Source organism: Moritella yayanosii (assembly GCF_900465055.1).
Classification (GTDB): Bacteria; Pseudomonadota; Gammaproteobacteria; order Enterobacterales; family Moritellaceae; genus Moritella; species Moritella yayanosii.
On record NZ_LS483250.1, the window covers coordinates 996,313 to 1,016,376 of the forward strand.

At 39.6% G+C, this 20,064-nt stretch carries 18 protein-coding genes; 7 read left to right on the forward strand and 11 right to left on the reverse strand.

Annotated elements, in window-relative coordinates; translation table 11 throughout:
• The first annotated feature begins 85 nt into the window (after window positions 1-85).
• From MORIYA_RS04460 to MORIYA_RS04490, 7 genes are all read left to right on the forward strand, one after another.
• Entirely contained in the window at window positions 86-694 is a 609-nt protein-coding gene (locus MORIYA_RS04460; protein WP_112713036.1) for a paraquat-inducible protein A, read from the forward strand.
• Window positions 681-1,304: a paraquat-inducible protein A gene (locus MORIYA_RS04465; RefSeq protein WP_112713038.1), complete on the forward strand. Its 624-nt coding sequence runs from the start codon at window positions 681-683 to the stop codon at window positions 1,302-1,304. Before MORIYA_RS04460 ends, MORIYA_RS04465 begins: the two co-directional genes overlap by 14 nt.
• Window positions 1,291-4,005, forward strand: coding sequence for an MlaD family protein (locus MORIYA_RS04470; RefSeq protein ID WP_112713040.1), 2,715 nt, complete (start codon window positions 1,291-1,293; stop codon window positions 4,003-4,005). The genes MORIYA_RS04465 and MORIYA_RS04470 overlap by 14 nt, the downstream gene beginning before the upstream one ends.
• A gap of 93 nt (window positions 4,006-4,098) precedes the next feature.
• Window positions 4,099-5,559: a 16S rRNA (cytosine(1407)-C(5))-methyltransferase RsmF gene (gene rsmF / locus MORIYA_RS04475; protein WP_112713042.1), complete on the forward strand. Its 1,461-nt coding sequence runs from the start codon at window positions 4,099-4,101 to the stop codon at window positions 5,557-5,559.
• Window positions 5,560-5,889: 330 nt separating this feature from the next.
• A complete protein-coding gene (locus tag MORIYA_RS04480; RefSeq protein WP_112713044.1) occupies window positions 5,890-6,528 on the forward strand; it encodes a DUF2760 domain-containing protein in 639 nt (212 codons plus the stop codon).
• The gene (locus MORIYA_RS04485) at window positions 6,525-8,354 is read left to right on the forward strand and encodes an Hsp70 family protein (protein WP_174216899.1); all 1,830 of its coding nucleotides are present in this window, start codon (window positions 6,525-6,527) and stop codon (window positions 8,352-8,354) included. The genes MORIYA_RS04480 and MORIYA_RS04485 overlap by 4 nt, the downstream gene beginning before the upstream one ends.
• Window positions 8,355-8,449: 95 nt before the next feature.
• Window positions 8,450-11,248: an Hsp70 family protein gene (locus MORIYA_RS04490; protein WP_112713046.1), complete on the forward strand. Its 2,799-nt coding sequence runs from the start codon at window positions 8,450-8,452 to the stop codon at window positions 11,246-11,248.
• Window positions 11,249-11,358: 110 nt separating this feature from the next.
• On the opposite strand, the gene MORIYA_RS04495 is transcribed toward MORIYA_RS04490, so the two are convergent.
• The 11 genes from MORIYA_RS04495 to rpmF form a co-directional block, all read right to left on the reverse strand.
• A complete protein-coding gene (locus MORIYA_RS04495) occupies window positions 11,359-11,610 on the reverse strand; it encodes a DUF2960 domain-containing protein (RefSeq protein WP_043994895.1) in 252 nt (83 codons plus the stop codon).
• Between the two features lie 101 nt (window positions 11,611-11,711).
• Window positions 11,712-12,485, reverse strand: a complete 774-nt coding sequence (locus tag MORIYA_RS04500) for a TatD family hydrolase (RefSeq protein WP_112713048.1) — start codon at window positions 12,483-12,485, stop codon at window positions 11,712-11,714.
• A gap of 1 nt (window position 12,486) precedes the next feature.
• On the reverse strand, window positions 12,487-13,458 hold the full coding sequence (gene holB, locus MORIYA_RS04505) for a DNA polymerase III subunit delta' (RefSeq protein WP_112713050.1): 972 nt from the start codon (window positions 13,456-13,458) through the stop codon (window positions 12,487-12,489).
• A gap of 4 nt (window positions 13,459-13,462) precedes the next feature.
• Window positions 13,463-14,107 carry a dTMP kinase gene (gene tmk, locus MORIYA_RS04510; RefSeq protein WP_112713052.1) on the reverse strand — a complete coding sequence of 215 codons (645 nt, stop codon included), beginning with the start codon at window positions 14,105-14,107 and terminating at the stop codon, window positions 13,463-13,465.
• 16 nt (window positions 14,108-14,123) lie between these two features.
• A complete protein-coding gene (gene mltG / locus MORIYA_RS04515; RefSeq protein WP_112713054.1) occupies window positions 14,124-15,122 on the reverse strand; it encodes an endolytic transglycosylase MltG in 999 nt (332 codons plus the stop codon).
• Between the two features lie 176 nt (window positions 15,123-15,298).
• A complete protein-coding gene (fabF, locus tag MORIYA_RS04520; protein ID WP_112713056.1) occupies window positions 15,299-16,543 on the reverse strand; it encodes a beta-ketoacyl-ACP synthase II in 1,245 nt (414 codons plus the stop codon).
• A gap of 130 nt (window positions 16,544-16,673) precedes the next feature.
• Window positions 16,674-16,910, reverse strand: a complete 237-nt coding sequence (gene acpP, locus MORIYA_RS04525; protein WP_006033900.1) for an acyl carrier protein — start codon at window positions 16,908-16,910, stop codon at window positions 16,674-16,676.
• A gap of 141 nt (window positions 16,911-17,051) precedes the next feature.
• Window positions 17,052-17,786, reverse strand: a complete 735-nt coding sequence (fabG, locus tag MORIYA_RS04530) for a 3-oxoacyl-ACP reductase FabG (protein WP_112713058.1) — start codon at window positions 17,784-17,786, stop codon at window positions 17,052-17,054.
• Complete coding sequence (gene fabD / locus MORIYA_RS04535) at window positions 17,783-18,727, reverse strand: ACP S-malonyltransferase (protein WP_112713060.1); 945 nt, start codon at window positions 18,725-18,727, stop codon at window positions 17,783-17,785. Before fabD ends, fabG begins: the two co-directional genes overlap by 4 nt.
• A 132-nt stretch (window positions 18,728-18,859) precedes the next feature.
• Window positions 18,860-19,873, reverse strand: a complete 1,014-nt coding sequence (gene plsX / locus MORIYA_RS04540) for a phosphate acyltransferase PlsX (protein WP_112713062.1) — start codon at window positions 19,871-19,873, stop codon at window positions 18,860-18,862.
• Between the two features lie 11 nt (window positions 19,874-19,884).
• Window positions 19,885-20,055, reverse strand: coding sequence for a 50S ribosomal protein L32 (gene rpmF, locus MORIYA_RS04545; protein WP_006033904.1), 171 nt, complete (start codon window positions 20,053-20,055; stop codon window positions 19,885-19,887).
• Window positions 20,056-20,064: the final 9 nt, after the last annotated feature.

Sequence of the window (20,064 nt, forward strand, 5' to 3'; positions counted from 1 at the left end):
ATGAACTTATTATCTAACGTGCTACATTTAATGATAAAATTGAGCATGAATACAAGCATAAGTAATTAGCTATTAGCGGGTATAAATGACCAATATTAATGTCTGTAATAAATGTGATCTGATTGTTGAACACGTTATTTTAGAAAAAAACAAACATGCGCATTGTCCTCGCTGTAATACACTATTATATACCAATATAATTTTTTCTATCAGCACTATACTCGCACTTTCATTAACAGGCCTTTTTCTCGTTATAATTGCGAACATATTTCCAATGTTTACCATCACCATGTTGGGCGTTGAAGAATCAGCCACACTTATTCAAGGGGCATGGGCTTTATTCGAGAAAAATTTTTACTTCGTCGGTCTACTCGTTATCTTTTGTAGTTTTATTGCGCCTTTTCTATTTTTATCCTGTCTGGTACAAGTTTGTTTACTATTACTCACCAAACGTAATACGCCACAGCTAATCTTATTACTCAAACTCGTTAATTTTTTTACAGAATGGAGTATGTTAGAAGTTTATCTGGTGAGTTTTTTAATTGCCGTCTTTAAACTCTCAGACATTGCAGACATTAAATTGCAACTCGGTTTATTGAGTTTCGTCTCACTTATGTTTATTTCAAGCCTTATAATGTATGGACTTAACCTGGAACTTTTCTGGCAAAAGATGGAAAAAAATGCAAAACGCTAAAGACAATAAAATCGCAAAATGCCAAGAATGTAGCCTACTTATCAGTGTCGAGCAGGATGTAAAACAACAGCGTTGTCCGCGTTGTTTTACCCGTGTTCACTTTCGAATACCGCGTAGTATCCAAAAAACATGGGCCTTATTAATCACCGCAGCGTTCATGATGATTCCTGCCAATATTTTACCTATTAGCACATTGACCAGTACCGGTAAGACCACACCGGATACCATTATGTCAGGTACTATCGCATTGGCAAAAAGTGATAACTTAGGCATCGCGATTATTATTTTCATCGCGTCGATTTTGGTGCCCTTATTTAAAATTATTGGTTTAATACTTATTTTATTATCTGTTCAAAATAAGATATTTATTGCACCAAAACGAAAATTATTATTATTTAATGCAATTCATTGGATTGGCAAATGGTCCTTTATGGATTTGTTTGTTATATCGATTATGGTCGCGGTGATCAACCGAGGTAATTTACTCTCAGTCGACCCCGGATATGGAGCAACTTGCTTTGGTTTGGTTGTCGTATTAACAATCTTAGCCACTGAAAGTTTTGACACACGTTTAATTTGGGATTTAAACCATAAAAATGAAAGAAAATAACGAACCACAAATGCCGAATAATTGTAATGCACCTAAACCGGTATTACACAAACCGAATGTGATGTCGCCTATCTGGTTACTGCCAATTGTCGCCGTCTTACTTGGAATTTACCTCATGTACCAAAGCATTGCGCAAGCTGGTATTGAAATACGTGTTCATTTTGACAATGCGAATGGCATTGTGGAAGGTAAAACCCTGATCAAGTATCAAGGTTTGAATATCGGAAAAGTGAATAAGATTGCATTAGATGACGACCTTAAAGGTGTTTATGTGACCGCCGAAATAGACAGTAAAGCGGAACCCGTTTTACGCCGTAATACACAATTTTGGTTAGTCGCGCCCAAAGCTTCAATTGCCGGTATTTCAGGACTGGATGCGTTGGTCACGGGTAATTATATCAATTTATTACCCGGCGATGGTGAATACAGTATTGAATTTGATGCGGTACAAACAGCACCTAATACCTTACCTGACGATCAAGGTTTAATTGTACGCTTAACTGCAGATAAACTAGCTTCAGTTCGTCCTGGTTCAGAAATTTTTTATAAAAAGATCCCCGTTGGCCAAGTACACAACTTCACACTAGATAAAGACACCGATAAAATATTAATTGAAGCCGTCATTAAAGAACAATACAGCTACCTGGTAAAAGACACTTCGCGCTTTTGGAATGCCAGTGGTATTCATGCTGAGTTTGGTTTTAATGGGGTGACAATTCAAACAGAAAGTCTGACCGCGATTATCAGTGGTGCACTGGCGTTTGATTCCCCCGTTGATGGTAAACCAGCAGAAAATAACCGCGCCTATCATCTCTATAATAATGTCCGTGATGCTGAGCGAGCGGTTGAAATTGAGTTTAATCTGGCGAATACCAATGACATTAAAATTGGTAACAATATCTACTTAAATGGCCAACAGGTCGGCGAAATAACCCAAGTTATCACCCAATTGATTGACGTTGAAACCCAACAAACAACACCAACGGCAACAGCATTTGCAGATATAGACCCCGAAGTTGTTGAGTTATTGCGTACAGGTACCCGATTCTGGGTGGAAAAAACGACCCTGTCATTTTCTGAGAGTAAGAATATAGCTAACCTTGTCACTGGTAACTTTATATTATTCACCCCCGGGAAAGGCGAACTACAAACCACATTTGATCTGGTATCAAACGTTGACGATCTTATTCCGCATAAACAAATTTCGATTTCAGCTAATGATGCTAATGGTTTAGCGGTCGGCAATAAAATCTATTACAAGAATTACCCAGTAGGCCACATCAGCCACGTCATGTTTAATACCAAAACCAATTTGATTGATTTAAACGTGAACATCTATCAAGATTATGCACATCTACTGCGCCGTTCGACACGCTTTATTAATATAAGTGGTGTAACAGTCAATGCTAGTATCTCAGGTCTTAATATCAAGTCATCACCCATTGCCGCTTTAGTCAGTGGTGGTATCGAACTTGTTAATGATCCGGTGTTTAAATCGAAACGCCGCAATCAACAATATCAACTTTACCCTTCCCTTGCCCTTGCAAAATTAGGTAGCAATGCGTTTAAGGCCAATAAGACCATTACCCTATTAAGTAAACCTAGCCATGTAATTACTAATGGTGCACCCGTTTACTATCGTAAATTAAAAGTGGGTTCGATAGCTGATTTCCGTTTGGCTACCGACAACGAGCATATTGTCATCTCCTTGGATATCCTCAGCCAGTATGCGCACTTAATTAATAACAACAGCGTGTTTTGGGATGTATCTGGGATTAATATTTCTGGTAGTTTAAGTAACTTAAAAGTACAAACAGAATCGTTACTGACTATTATCGCTGGTGGCATTAACTTTGATAACATCAAACCGGTTAATGACAACAAAATCAGCCTTGCTAAATCACACGCAACACATTACAAACTGTTTCGTAGTTTTGCAGCCGCAACCGACGACCGACCAACAGTGATATTAACATTCACATCAGGTACTGATATCAATGTGGGCACTGAAATTAAATACAAGGGTATCAGTGTCGGTGAAATCAGCGCTATAACGCTAAAAGTTGAGCAAGGTTTTATCGAAGCCACCGCAAAATTAGACACAGACTATGCAAAATACTTCATACGACAAGGCAGCCAGTACTGGTTAGAGCGTATTGAAGTAAGCTTAAATGGCATTAAAAATGCGAATACCTTGCTATCTGGTGCTTATATCAACGTGACGAAAGGTAACGGTAATACCGTCAAACGCTTTAAAGTCCTCAACAGCGCACCCGAAATTGCGTCTGAAGATGTCGGATTATCCGTCACTGTCATCAGTGAACGATTAATGGGGTTAACTGCGGGTACACCAGTCTACTTCCGCCAGATAGAAGTCGGCTCCATAACCCACTCCGAATTGTCAGCGCAAAGTGATAAAGTACTCATCACCTTGAACATTGAACCTAAGTATCAACACTTAGTGCGCAATGATAGTCAATTTTGGGCTGTTTCTGGATTTAATGTTGATATCGGTCTCACCGGCGCAACTTTAAAAGCCGAGTCATTAAAAGCTATCTTATCTGGTGGTATTGCGTTTGCGACACCTAAAACAAATAAAAACAGTCAAATTGCAGCGCCTTTTTCAAAATTTTATTTAGCCCAAGAAGTTAATCCAGATTGGCTTAAGTGGAATACCAAGATAGAAAAACCAGCTATGTAAACTGGCGATCGCAGCTACTTCAACCATCCCAACCTTGAAGTAGCTGCGGTATATGATAAAATACCCCCTTAATTATTCAATTGAGCCTGTAAAGTGCATTCCAATATAAAACTGCCTGAAGATTACCTGACGTTAATAGGTAACATTATTCCCGACCATCTCTCTATGGATGACTTTATAACTTGCTGCAAAACACCATTGAAAACCAGTGTACGTGTCAATACACTTAAGATCTCTGTTGCAGCATTTAAGCAGCTAGCTAAAACAAAACAATGGTTATTAACCCCTGTACCATGGTGTGAAGAAGGTTTTTGGTTAGAACAAGAAAATACCGATACCAAACTCGGTAATAGTTGGGAGCATATTGCAGGCCTTTTCTATATTCAAGAAGCAAGCTCGATGCTGCCTGTTACGGCACTATTTAAAGAACAAGTTTCAGGCCCCACCGCACAATATAATACCATCCTCGATTGCGCATCCGCACCGGGTTCAAAAACAAGTCAAATAGCAGCACTCTGTAATAATAACAATTTCATCGTGGCTAACGAATTATCATCAAGCCGTTTAAAAGTGCTTAGTGCGAACATTAAACGCTGTGGTATCAAAAATGTAGCGCTTAGTCACTATGATGCAAATGTGTTTGGTACTTGGTTACCAGAAATGTTTGATGCCGTATTGCTTGATGCGCCTTGTTCTGGTGAGGGCGCGATCCGTAAAGACGACAAAGCCATGCTTAATTGGTCTTTAAAAAGTATCAATGACATCGCCGATATTCAGAAAGAGTTAATTGACAGTGCATTTAAAGCGTTAAAACCAGGTGGTACTTTAATTTATTCAACCTGTACATTGAACGAAATTGAAAACCAAGCTGTTTGCCAACACCTACTTGATTTATACCCTGACAATGCAGAAGTTATTCCGCTTAACGATTTATTCCCAACCGCGAATAACTGCTTGACCGCCGAAGGTTTCTTACACGTTTGGCCACAGATTTATGATAGTGAAGGTTTCTTTGTGGCTAAGTTCACTAAAAAAGAAACGCTGAGTTTACGCCCTATTAAAAAGAAAAAACGCTTAGTCTTCCCATTCAGTCCAGTTAGCCGTCTCGAAAATGACGCTATTCGTGATTATTTCCGTGATGCATTTAGCTTTGAATTTGAAAGTGGTGTTTTCTATTATCGTGATAATGAAATCTGGCTATTCCCGAAAGAGTTCCCTGCTTTTATCGGCAAATTCAAATTTGATCGTATCGGTATTAAAATCGCTGATAAATTCAAAAAAGGTTTCCGCGCTCAACATGAATGGGCGCGTACCTTTGGTCATCATTGTGATAAAAATACGGTGTCACTGAATATTGAACAAGCGAAACAATACATCATGGGACGTGATATTAACTTCTCTGATATCGAGATTGATAATTTAGAGCAACTCCAAGGTGAACTTCTCGTCTTGCTTGAAGGCAGTGTGCTTGGTTTAGGTAAACGCGTAAACCAACGTTTAAAAAATAACTACCCGCGTGATCTGGTACGTGATAATAACTTGTTTAACGAATAAGTTCGCCAGTTATGCTGTCACGTTTTTTTACGATATGGTGCACAATAACTTAATGCTAATTTGATATACGTAAATAATTTACTATATTCAATATTACAGCTATACCAATTTCCCTAAGCTCATTACATGGATTTGTACTGGGCTTTTTTTTATTTATTTTAAAAAACAACGAAACTTTAAAATACGTTTCTAATTAATCCCGCTAAAATAGCTATTCTTTGTTCCTAAGTACTAGGTAAATAAGCCAAAAAATCACATTATACTCCGTAACATAAATAACTATGATAAAATCGCAGATAATATTGATTTATACAAACTTGAGTAAAATATATGAACTTCGACCTTACAAATATCTCTGAACTCCCGACTGGCCCTGATGCAGTGCATATTGCCTTGTTCGCGCTTACCCTCATCCTGCTATTAATTACCCTCGTTAGAGGTGGTAAAAAAACAATTGAAATAGAAAAGATTGTTGAAAAAGAAGTGGAAGTTGAAGTTGAAAAAATTGTAGAGGTTATCAAACACGTAGAAATTGAGAAAATCGTTGAAGTTGAAAAGATTGTCGAAATCCAAGCCCCTCTACAAGAAGCAAGTCCTGCCGCCGCTTGTCAGTTGTTGTCATTATTACAAAGTGAAGCACGTTTCATCGATTTTATCCAAGAAGATTTAACCAGTGCCTCTGACGAACAAATCGGTGCCGCAGCCCGTATTATTCATACTGGTAGTAAAAAAGTAATCAATGAATACTTTACTCTCACGCCAATCCGCAGTGAAGAAGAAGAAAGCCAAGTAACCGTAGCAGCAGGCTTTAACCCATCTGAAGTTAAGCTAATTGGTAATGTGTTGGGCTCTGCCCCTTACCGAGGCATCTTAGTACACGCAGGTTGGAAAATCAGTAGTGTTAATTTACCTAAACTAGCACAAGGTCATAACACCAATATCCTTGCTGCAGCAGAGGTGGAACTATGAGCGACATAACGATGAGCGAAAAAGTGCCAAAATACAGTATTGGTATCGATTTAGGCACCACACACTGTGTATTATCGTATATCAATTTAGAGCACGAAGGTGATAAAGCAGTTAAACAGCTGTTTGCAATTCCTCAGCTATCTACACTTGGTTCGGTAACTGAACAATATCAACTGCCTTCTTTTGTCTATCAAGCGCACGAAGATGAAATTAGCAAAGATCAAACGCCATTACCTTGGAACGCGGACAATACCACGCTGGTGGGTGATGTAGCACGCAACCTTGGGCTTAAAACACCTATTCGTCTAGTGTCGAGTGCTAAAAGCTGGTTAAGTCACGCAACGGTCAGCCCACATGATGCTATATTACCCTTCGCAAGCCCTGATGAAGTTGAAAAGATATCACCAGTAACTGCAACATCTCAATACTTAAACCATTTAGCTGAAGCTTGGAATCATGCACACCCTGATTCACCGATTGCAGAGCAAGATGTTACCATTACCATTCCGGCCTCATTCGATCCCGCCGCGCGTAACTTAACCGCTCAAGCGGCACAAGATTTAAACCTTAAACACTTAAATCTACTTGAAGAACCACAAGCGGCTGTATACAGCTGGTTAGAGGCATGTGGTGATGAATGGCGTGATCAAGTCAAGGTAGGCGATACCATTTTAGTCATCGATATCGGTGGTGGTACAACAGATCTATCATTAATCTCGGTTAACGAATCTGAAGGTAACTTAACATTGTCACGTGTTGCCGTAGGTGAACATATCCTACTTGGCGGTGATAATATGGATCTTGCACTTGCGTATCGTCTAAAAATGAAATTAATGCAAGAAGGTAAACAACTACAACCATGGCAAATTCAAGCAATCACACATGCTTGTCGTGATGCAAAAGAGAAGTTGTTATCCGACGGTGACCTTGATGTAATGCCAATTGTTATTCCAAGTCGTGGGTCTAAACTGATTGCGGGTACCATGCAAACAGAACTAACACGTGATGAAGTTGAGCAAACTATTCTCGATGGTTTCTTCCCTGCGATTGCTGTGACCGAGATGCCACAACAAACTACCCGATCGGCATTAACCCAGATTGGTTTACCGTATGCACAAGATGCGGCGATCACCAAACACATTGCACACTTCTTGAATAAACAACATGACGCTATCGAGTCAGATGCTGGTGATTTCATTAAGCCAACGGCGGTATTGTTTAATGGCGGAGTGTTTAAATCTGATGCGATTAGTTCTAAGTTAATCGGTATTATTAACGACTGGTTGATTACAGCGGGCGTTGAAGACGAAGTAAAACTATTGACCGGTATTGATCTCGATCTTGCCGTTGCCAATGGCGCTTGTTATCACGGTTATGCAAAACAAGGTAAAGGCGTTCGTATTAAAGGCGGCCTCGCAAGCTCATATTACGTGGGTGTTGAAAGCTCAATGCCAGCCATCCCAGGTTTTGAACCGCCACTAGAAGCTGTTTGTATCGCCCCATTTGGTCTTGAAGAAGGGACTAATGTTAATGTGGCAACACACCAATTTGGTTTAGTTGTCGGTCAACCGGTTAAGTTTAAGTTTTTCGGTTCAACAGTCCGTCGTGAAGATGTTGTTGGTACCCACCTTGATTTCTGGCAACCAGAAGATCTTGAGCAACTACCCGACATCGAAGTGACGCTTGACTCTGCTAACCGCAATAGCGGTGATGTAGTCCCTGTATCACTGTCAGTGACTGTCACTGAAGTGGGTACACTGAAAGTTGAAGCTATCGCCAACGACAGTGATGAAATTTGGGAAATTGAACTAACGGTTCGCCAATAAACATGATTTAGCAGCATCACGACACCGTTTTATATTGATAGATATGTACTTAACTCAGGGCGCTTTACCCTGAGTTTTATTATATGGAGTTTTTAATGCCCTCACCTGTTTCTAAAACAGCGCAATATGTAATTGGCATCGATCTTGGCACTACCCACAGTGTTCTTTCTTATAAAAACATCGATGATTATCAAGCCAGCGCGTCCGTTTTTCTCGTAGACCAATTGGTTGGTCCTGGCGAAGTCGCAAGAAAACCGTTATTGCCTTCATTCCGCTATCACTTTAATGACAACGAAATTGCCACAACCGATTGTGTTTTACCGTGGCAAAAAATTAACTTTAACGGTGAAATTAGCAATGTAATTGTGGGTCAATGGGCACGCGATTTAGGCACCAAAACCAAAGGGCGCTTAGTTTCAAGCGCCAAAAGTTGGCTGTCCCATCCAAGTATCGATGCCCAAGCTGCGATTTTGCCTTGGGCTGTTGAAGATAATATTGAAAAAGTATCGCCTGTTATTGCCAGTGCAAGCTACCTTGCCCATTTTCAAGCATCTTGGAATTACCATAATCCAGACCATTTACTTGCCGATCAAAACATCACCATCACAGTGCCAGCGTCATTCAATGATACAGCCCGAGCCTTAACGCTGGCAGCAGCAGATCTGGCCGGCTTAACCAAGGTAACGTTATTAGAAGAGCCTCAAGCCGTTTGTTACGACTGGTATCACCGTAATAAACAAGCCAAAACTGATTTAATCGAACATGATAAAACCATGCTGGTTTGTGACATCGGTGGTGGTACAACAGATTTAAGTTTAATCGAAATGTCATTAGAACATGGTGAATTGAATTTAAACCGTGTTGCCGTGGGCGATCATTTAATGCTCGGTGGTGATAACATAGATTTAGCCTTAGCCCATATTGTTGAATCAAGAATATCACCAGACCAACGGTTAAAATCAGCTGCATTAGGGCAACTAATACAACAGACTCGCCAAGCAAAAGAACTGTTTTTGTCTGAGCAACCACCTAGCACGACATCAATTACTTTACTTGGACGTGGTTCGAAACTGATTGCGCAATCGAAGACATGTGAACTGACAAAAAATGAAGTTATCGATATGGTGTTTAATGGTTTCTTACCAAATAGTAGCTTTAACGAATTACCAACACACCGAAAAAATGCGGTAGTTGAATTTGGTTTACCTTATACGTCTGATCCTGCGATTTCAAAACATATTGCCGAGTTCATCCATACTTATTACGACGTAGACGCAGCTGAAGATTATGATCCTACAATCGTACCAGCGGCAATCCTTGTTAATGGAGGTATTTTTAATAGCCAGCAAGTGAAATTGCAAATTGAAAAAGTGTTATCCGGTTGGAAAAAACAAAAAGTTCAGATGCTGCACAATGGTAATCCAGACTTGTCCGTTGCTTATGGCGCGGTTGAATTTGGTTTTGCTAAAATGGGTAAGCAAAAACAAATTGGCGGTGGTAGTCCTCGTAACTATTTCATTGAAATAACCGACCGTTCGGGTCAGCCTCAGTCCATTTGCCTGTTACCTAAGGGTACCGAAGATGAGCAAGTCATCAATTTAGATAGCCGTTTATTTTCATTAACGATCGGTGAACCTATTCGCTTTAATCTTGCGACCACCAGTCATGAAAATAACTTCAAGCCTGGAGATATAATAACAACTGAACTCAAAGGTAAAACGCCGTTACCGCCTTTTGTCGTTACTATTCCTGAGCACAAAGATCACAAACGTTTTGAGTCCGTGTACTTGTCTTGCAAGCTAAGCAGCATTGGTACCTTACAACTGGAATGTGTGAGTGAAACCAACAGTAAACAACGTTGGGCATTAGAGTTCTCTGTTCGACCAAGCCGTAGCAACAAAATATCCGCAAATGACTCTAAAGATATCAAGGATATTAAGCAGCTTCACCCTAACCTGCCCGATGCAATTAAATTAATTGAAGCTGTGTATGGTGCCAGTAGTAAAAAAAGTGATCCTAAATTAGTTAAATCATTACGTACTGATCTGGATAAACGTCTGGGTAAACGTGATACTTGGGATACCGATTTATTACGTGAACTTGCAGCCCCTTGTTTACAATTTGCTAAAAACCGCCGCCGCACAGAACAACATGAACGTAATTGGTTAAAACTAACCAGCTTCCTACTTCGTCCGGGCTTTGGCTACCCTGCTGATGATTGGCGTATTGAACAAATTTGGCCAATATTCAAATCAGCGATTCAATACAATAAATCAACCCAGTCATGGAGTGATTGGTGGAATTTATGGCGCCGTATTGCTGGTGGCCTTAACGAACAACAGCAAATCGAAATATACGATACGCTTTCTATCTACTTTGTTGAAGACAGTAATAAACATGCCAAAATCATCAATCAGGCTAAACAACGCAGCTATGATGATATTATTCGACTGGCCGCCTCACTCGAACATATTCCCGTGGCGCTAAAAGTGGAGTTTGGTGAATACTTACTGGCTAAATTAAAGAAACCACAAAATCAGCAATTACATTGGTGGGCATTAGGTCGTGTCGCATCTCGTGTTGCGTTTTATGGTAGCCAGCATAATGTCATCCCACGTCATATTGTTGAAACCTGGCTAAATACATTACTTGCAGCTAATTGGCAAAAAGAACCTCACATTGCTTTTGCCGCCGTCATGATTGCCAGAAAAACCGGTGATAGAGAAATGGATATTCAAGATAAAGTCAGAGACGCTGTGCTAGATAAATTAACACAGAGTAAATTATCGGACGCTTGGTTAGCATTAGTACGTGATGTGCAGTCGTCAGATGACACTGTAATGAAGCGTATCTTTGGTGACAGTTTACCAACTGGTTTAACGTTACTGTCATAGCGTTTAGTTAACGCTATTTTAATAGGTGGTCTTCATTGACCACCTATTGTTTAGTTTTAACATATTCATAGATTACTCATGAATGGTTAAAACAATTTATCATTTACTTGTTATTCTTCAATACCATCTTTAATAAACCACATATTAGTAAAGCCTAATTTAGTAAAATGGTTTTTACGGAATTCTCTTACTGATTTAGTACCTTTCGATACATCTTCAACTTGTTTTTCCATTATCAAATATTGCGTTAAGTCGATGCCTTCTTCTGCAGCTGCCGCTTCATAGATATGGTGGAACTGTCTGTATGAAAATGGAATTTTCTTATCTTGTTTTTTATATGTATAGGTAATTAGGTGGGCCAAAATGCCTCCAAAAAATGATTTAATTCGATACATCGTCACACGAATATCGAGATAGTACGGTATATATCCAAGTTACGTCAAGATGCTATATCAAATCGATATTACTTTTTAGCGTTAAACAGCTTAAAGTAGTTCTCTGTCGTTGATTCTGCTAATTCTTCGAAGGTTACCCCACGTAAATCAGCAACGAACTCGGCGACAGCACGCACATAAGCAGGTTGGTTTTCTTTACCACGGTAAGGGACAGGTGCTAAGTACGGTGAATCTGTTTCAACTAATAATCTATCCGCAGGGATTGTCTTCACCACCGCTTGCAGATCTTTTGCTGATTTGAACGTCACAATACCAGAGATAGAGATATAGAAGCCCATTTCTAATACCGCAGCAGCCATCGCATCTGACTCAGTGAAACAATGGATCACGCCACCAATTTTTTCTGCGCCTTCTTCTTTTAAAATACGGATCGTATCATCAACTGCGCCACGCGTATGGATAATCAGTGGTTTATTCAGCTCGATAGCAACTTGGATATGATGACGAAATGACGCTTGCTGAATGTCTTTGTTTTTAGGTGAATAGAAATAATCTAAACCCGTTTCACCAATAGCGACGACTTTTTCGTTTTGTGCTAATGCCAATAATTCTGACTTTTCGTATTCATCTTCAAGATTAAGTGGATGAACACCACATGAAGCATGAATATTATCAAATTCAGCAATCTGTTCAATCATGGTTTTGAAGCGTGGTAAAGTCACTGATACGCTTAATAAATGCGATACGCCATGCTCCGCGGCTTTGTTAACCACGTCGGCAAGATCGGTATGAATGGAATCATAATTTAGGCCATCTAAATGGCAATGAGAATCTACTAACATATTAATTTATAAATCTTTTTAGTTTAATTAAGAATGACAGAACCAATGTTTCAGCGGTTAAATTATTATTTTGCATTAATAGCCGACGTAACTCTGTTAATTCTGATTGTAGTTGAGTAATTTTATCTTGTGATAATTGCGTTGAGAAATGCGTTAACCATTCAAGCTGATCGGTATTGACAATATAATCAATGCCGACCCCACGCTTAACTTTCTGTAAATCAAGTAAGATAAATTGTAACCAAGATAGTTTTTCTAAAGTACGATCAGAGATTATTTCACATAATCGGGTGATCGCCGCTGGCTGTGTTGTTAACAACATAATATTAGAGAATATCTCTTTACGTAAATCATCATCACCGTTATTTAAGTAGCTTAGCGTGTGCAACGGTGCACCATGATTAATGCGAATAGCGGTCAGCGTTGGACTTTCTATCGGAAACTGCTGTTGTAACCATGCCATGGACTCCTGCTCTGCAGGGGCTGGCAGATGCAATTTCTGACAACGGCTATAAATAGTAGGCAGTACCTGAGACTTATTCTCGGCAAGCAAAATGAGATAGCTACCATTACTCGGCTCTTCTAATGTTTTAAGCAATGCATTAGCAGAGGCTAAATTAAAACTTTCAGCATGCTCGATGATCACCACTTTATTACCACCAAGTTGTGAGTGTTCGTTCAACTTCTGACTGATATGTCTTATTCTGTCAACACCAATCACTTTACCGGGTTCGGTGGAAATCAAATAATAATCAGGATGTACACTGGTTTCAAATAATTGACAAGGATGGCATTGATGGCAAGGTTCCCAACCGATTGGGTCTTTGCATAATAATGTTTGGGCAAGTGTCTGCGCATACGACAGTTTACCCATACCGCTAGCACTGGTAATAAACAACGCATGATGTAAACGACCTGCTGTCATTTGCGTCTGTTGTTTTTCCCAATGAGGTAGTAACCAAGGATATAGCATCTAATTAATCTACATTTCTATTATGACAATCAACATGATTGGCTAATACGTCACGGATCTGTGCTTGAACATTATCAATATTCTGACCAGCGTCAACACAATAAATACTGTCATCCGCGGCTGCAAGTTCTTGATATTTTGCGCCAATACGCTCGAAAAAAGACAGTTGTTCTAATTCAATACGGTCTAATTCACCGCGTACTTTAGCGCGTTCTAAGCCCACCGCGGGATCGATATCTAACAATAACGTCATATCTGGTTTGAAGTCACCAATAGCTACTTGACGTAGTGTATTCAACACACCAATATCAAAACCACGGCCGCCACCCTGGTAAGCTATAGAAGAAAGATCATGACGATCACCCACAACCCATTGACCTTTCGCTAGGGCTGGTTTAATAACATGTTCCACTAATTGTGCACGTGCTGCATACATTAGCATTAACTCGGCTGATTCAGTCAACGGCTCTTCGGTATCAACGTCTTTAACAATAGCACGCATCTTTTCGGCTAATTTTGTTCCGCCTGGTTCACGTGTGGTGATCACATCGGTGATCCCCTGCTCCGCTAACCAATTAATCACAGTGCTTACTGCGGTACTTTTACCTGCGCCTTCAAGGCCTTCGATTACTAAAAATTTTGCTTGCACAATAACTCTCTTCAATTTATCTTTTTAAAATGTATTTACGAACAGCACGATTGTGTTCTTTTAAATTCTTTGAAAAATAATGACCACCGTCACCACTGGCAACAAAATATAAATAGCTTGTTTTAGCTGGATGCAATGCCGCATCAATCGATGTTTTTCCAACCATTGCAATCGGTGTTGGCGGTAAACCTCTAATCACATAGGTGTTGTAATCTGTTTTTTGACGTAGGTGTTTACGACGGATATTACCTTTATAGTCATCACCCATGCCATAAATGACGGTAGGGTCAGTCTGTAAACGCATACGTCGATTCAATCGATTAATAAACACCGACGATACCGTCGTTCTTTCGCTTTCTAATCCCGTCTCTTTTTCGATAATAGAAGCAAGAATCAGCGCTTCATAAGGTGTCTTTAGCGGTAATTTTTTATCTCGTGTTTCCCACGCTGTATTTAAATAGGCTTGGAGTTTTTGATGTGATTTTAAATATAGCGCTGAAACTAACATCCCCTGCGGATAAAAATAAGTCTCAGGCAGCATCAAGCCTTCCAGCTTTGAGTTTTCTATGTTTAATAATTTCGCTAATTCTACTTCAGATAAGTCAGCCGTATCATCAATAATACCCGTTGCTTGAGATAACTGCTTACGCCACTCTTTAAATGTTGAGCCTTCGATAAAGGTGATTTTATGCTGAAATTCGTCTCCAGACACCAGGTGCTCGAATAACGTTTGGAAATTCCAGCCTGCTGTTACTTGATACGAACCAAGTTTAATATTGGTAATATCGGGGTTTTGTTTAAAAAAGACACGTAAAAAGACTTTAGATTCAAAGTTACTCTCCACAATCATTTGATTAGCAATTGATTGTGCGGTATCACCCGAAGAAACAGTAAGGATATGATCTGTTTGTACGCGTTCGGCTGATACAAATGATTGGAAGCGTGAATAGAAAAATACACCAGCAATCAATAGAATGGTAAACAGTAAGGAAATAGCAGTAATTATCTTTTTCATAGCTCGATGCATAAATTAAATTCAGCACACATTTTACACCAATGAAAAATTGTTTGATACATGCAAGGTGTGTTTAATCACCTTACATGTGAATAACAAATAACGAAAACACTTATTTATTATGTTTGTTATACCAAAATGAGTAATTAAGCATCTCACGTTAGGTCTTTGATATATTAGTCCGCTTTTTTAAATAGCAGAGAACCATTAGTACCACCAAAACCAAATGAGTTGGATAACGCATATTCCATACTCACTGCACGAGCGCCATCAGTGACAAAATCCAGATCACAACCTTCACTCGGGTTTTCCAAGTTGATCGTTGGCGGTAAGATCTGATCTCTTAAAGCTAAGATTGTAAAAATAGCCTCGATTGCACCAGCGGCACCTAAAAGATGCCCTGTCATTGATTTTGTGGAACTAACAGCAAGTTTATAAGCGTGCTCGCCAAATACAGATTTAATGGCGGCGGTTTCAGCTTTATCGCCAGCTGGTGTTGACGTGCCATGCGCATTTACATAACCCACATCACTGGCTTTAATACCCGCATCAGCAATTGCATTACTCATTGCAAGCGCAGCACCGGCTCCGTCTTCAGGAGGTGACGTCATGTGGAATGCATCTCCACTCATGCCAAAACCAACTAATTCAGCATAGATAGTTGCACCACGTGCTACTGCATGCTCGTATTCTTCCAGTACTAAAATGCCTGCACCGTCGCCAAGCACAAAACCATCTCGATCTTTATCCCAAGGTCGACTGGCTTTTTGTGGCTCATCATTACGTGTTGATAATGCTTTCGCTGAGCCAAAACCCGCCATCCCCATTTCTGTTGATGCCTTTTCTGCACCACCGGCGACCATTACATCAGCATCGCCATATGCAATCATACGCGCAGAGTGACCAATACAGTGCGTCCCAGACGTACAAGCCGTAGCAATGGCAATGTTTGGACCTTTCAGGTTGTTGCGGATAGACACATGACCAGCAACCATATTAACAATCGTTGACGGTACAAAGAATGGACTCACTTTACGTGCCCCACCTTTAACAAAACTATGCACATTTTGCTCGATCAGACCTAGTCCACCGATACCAGAACCAATTGCAGTACCAACTCGGGTTGCATTTTGTTCAGTAATGACTAACCCTGAATCTTTAATTGCTTGCTCTGCTGCTACGATCCCGTATTGAATAAATAAATCCATTTTACGGCAGTCTTTACGATTGAGCCCAACCGCTTCAGCATCAAAATTATTAACTAAGCCAGCAAATTTTGTTGAAAAATTAGTGGTATCAAAGTGCTCAATATTTTCAATGCCGCTGGTACCAGATTTAATTGCTTCCCATGCAGTCGTAACAGTGTTACCAACCGGTGAAACAATACCTAATCCTGTAATTACAACTCTTCTATTAGCCACACTCGTTCTCCAAATAGACAAAAAAAAAGCGGTCTTGCGACCGCTTTTAATATTTATAAAAATAATTATAACGTCATCATTATAATTATTTTAATTTGATTATTTCTCAGTGAGAAACTAATCAGCTGAATTATTTAGCGCTAGAAACAACGAAGTCGATTGCAGCTTGAACAGTAGTGATTTTCTCTGCTTCATCATCCGGGATATCAGTATCGAATTCTTCTTCTAGAGCCATAACAAGTTCAACTGTATCTAGAGAATCAGCACCTAGATCATCAACGAAAGAAGCTTCGTTTTTAACTTCTTCTTCTTTAACACCTAGTTGTTCGATAATAATTTTTTTTACGCGTTCTTCGAAGTTACTCATGTTTACTTTCCTTTGAAAAATATTTAATGCTTTGATTAGTAGTTTATTGATTACTCATAAACTTGCAACCCCTAACTCGGTGGTCAAACCACGATTGGTGAAAAAGATCGCAAATTTACAAACAAAATCAAATATAAACGGCTAAGCCATATACATGCCGCCATTTACATGGATAGTTTCACCCGTAATATAGCTTGCACCATCAGATGCTAAAAATCCAACAGTTTCAGCTATCTCTGCAGTACTACCAAGACGATTGGTTGGTACTTGAGCTAATATTGTTTGTTTTTGTTCTTCCGTTAATTTACTCGTCATATCAGTTTCGATAAAACCAGGTGCGACGGCATTCACAGTGATGCCACGAGACGCAATTTCAATTGCAAGTGATTTAGTAAAACCTAATAAGCCTGATTTAGCAGCAGCATAGTTGGCTTGACCACCATTACCAGTAGAGCCAACAACCGAACCGATGTTAATAATACGACCATAACGCTGTTTCATCATGCCTCGTAAGCAAGGCTTACATAAACGATATAATGAGGTCAAGTTGGTATCAATAACATTACACCATTCATCTTCTTTCATACGCAAGAAAATATTATCTGCTGTAATACCGGCATTATTCACCAAAATATCAATGTGCCCAACTCGGGTTTTGATTTCAGCATATAATGCATCAACTGAATCTTGGTTTGTCACATTAAGTTCTAAACCAAATCCTGCATCACCTAAATAAGCGCCAATACGCTCAGCACCTTGTGCAGAAGTTGCTGTACCAATAACTTTGGCACCTAACTTTGCAAAATGTTCCGCAATGGCGCGACCAATACCACGGCTTGCGCCTGTAACGAGTACGGTTTTACTTGAAAAACTCATTTATTTATTCCTACTGTTATGCAAAAATCAGCAAATGTTGCTTGATTATTTACTGCACTACCTTTAATCGTTTTATCAATACGCTTAACAAGTCCTGTAAGTACTTTACCAGGACCGAATTCATATAACGCTGTAATGTCTTCTTTCGCCATCGCTTCTATCACTTCAGTCCAGCGTACTGGCATATAAAGTTGACGTATAAGCGCATCTTTAATGCTATCCGAATCCGTTGGTGACGCTACATCAACATTATTAATCAACTTAATGACAGGAGTATTAAAAATAACTTGTTGTAATGCGATTTTTAATTCATCAGCAGCAGGTTTCATTAACGAACAATGAGACGGTACGCTTACTGGTAAAGGCATAACACGTCGGGCACCCGCTTCAATACATAATTCAGACGCACGCGCAACCGCGGCTTTATTACCGGCAATAACCACCTGTCCAGGAGAATTAAAGTTTACCGCTGATACCACTTCTTCTTCAGCCGCTTTTACACAAGCTGCAATTGTCGCATCATTATCTAAACCAATAACAGCGGCCATTGCACCAATACCTTGTGGTACGGCTTGTTGCATTAATTGCCCACGTAATTCCACAAGTGCAATTGCGTCTTCGAATTTAATCACACCAGCACATACTAATGCTGAGTACTCACCTAAACTGTGACCAGCAAGTAACGATGGTTTAAACGTTTCTTTCGCGGCAGCAATTCGCCACAATGCAACAGAGGTAGCCAATAATGCGGGTTGCGTGATATGAGTTTGGCTTAAATCTTCAACTGTTCCATTTTGCACTAAATCCCATAGATCATAGCCAAGAATTTCACTTGCTTGTGAAAACGTCTGCTCTACGACCGGATGATCTGGAGCAAGATCAGCAAGCATACCGATTGCTTGTGAGCCTTGACCTGGGAATACTACTGCATACTTTGACATAAATTACCTATAAAAAATTAATAAAAATTCATGTGTCGATTTGAAAATGAACTTATCTAACTAAAAAGTAATATGAGGATATCGGTTGAATTTTTCAAGAGAAGAGGCAAATTAAATGAGTTAAATTGAATCTTAATCAATAAGATCAAGATTTGCGGATATTTTTTTTACTAACCCGCTTTCAACTTCTTTTACAGCCTGTTCAATTGCAAACTCAAAGGCAAGCTGTTCAGCATTACCATGACTCTTAATTACAATACCCGTTAATCCTAACAAAGTTGCTCCGTTATACTGGTCGGGTTTCAAACGTTTCAGACTGTTCATTATTAGTGGTTTGACCAATAATGATAATAATTTAGTAAATATGTTCTTATTTGATACAGATGTAAGTTGAGAGATAACCAAATCAACGACACCCTCGCTGGTTTTAAGCACTACATTACCGGTAAAACCATCGCATACAATGACGTCAGCTTTACCAGTAAAAATATCATTGCCTTCAATAAAACCAATATAGTTTAAGCTTTCATGCTCAGAAAGTAATTGCGCTGCTCGTTTGACCAGATCATTACCTTTAATATCCTCTTGCCCGACATTAAGTAACGCAACTTTTGGATTCGGTATATTACCGACATGCTCAGCAAGTGCAGAACCCATTAAAGCAAATTGGAATAAAGCATCCGCATCACAGCTTACATTAACACCCAAATCAAGCATATATACAGGCTGTTTGGTCACAGAAGGCAGTGTAGAGACTAAAGCCGGTCTATCCACAAAAGGCAGGACTTTAAGTAAATGTCTTGAAAGCACCATTAATGCACCGGTATTACCAGCACTCACACAAGCTTGTGCTTTACCCTCACGGACAAGGCTCAATGCCATACGCATAGAGGATTGCTTAAAATTACGCAGCGCTAATGCTGGTGCAAGATCCATGGGTATATCATCGATACTAGGGATAATTGTATAACGGGAATTAATAGACGTAGAAGTATGCTGTAATAAAGAGGTTATTTCAGCTTCGTTACCGACGAGGTAAATAGAAATATTTTTATACTTTTTCAGTATATTTATTGCGGCGGGGATAGTGACATGGGGGCCGAAATCGCCCCCCATGGCATCTAACGCAATTGTTAGATTAGGCAAAGTAATATAACTTATTTGTTAATTACTTTAACGCCTTTGTAGTAACCATCAGCTGTTACATTGTGACGTAGGTGAGTTTCACCTGAAGTCACGTCAACAGTTGTAGCTGCTGCAGTTAGAGCGTCATGTGAACGACGTTGACCACGGCGTGAACGAGTTACTTTACTTTTTTGTACGGCCATTGACCTATA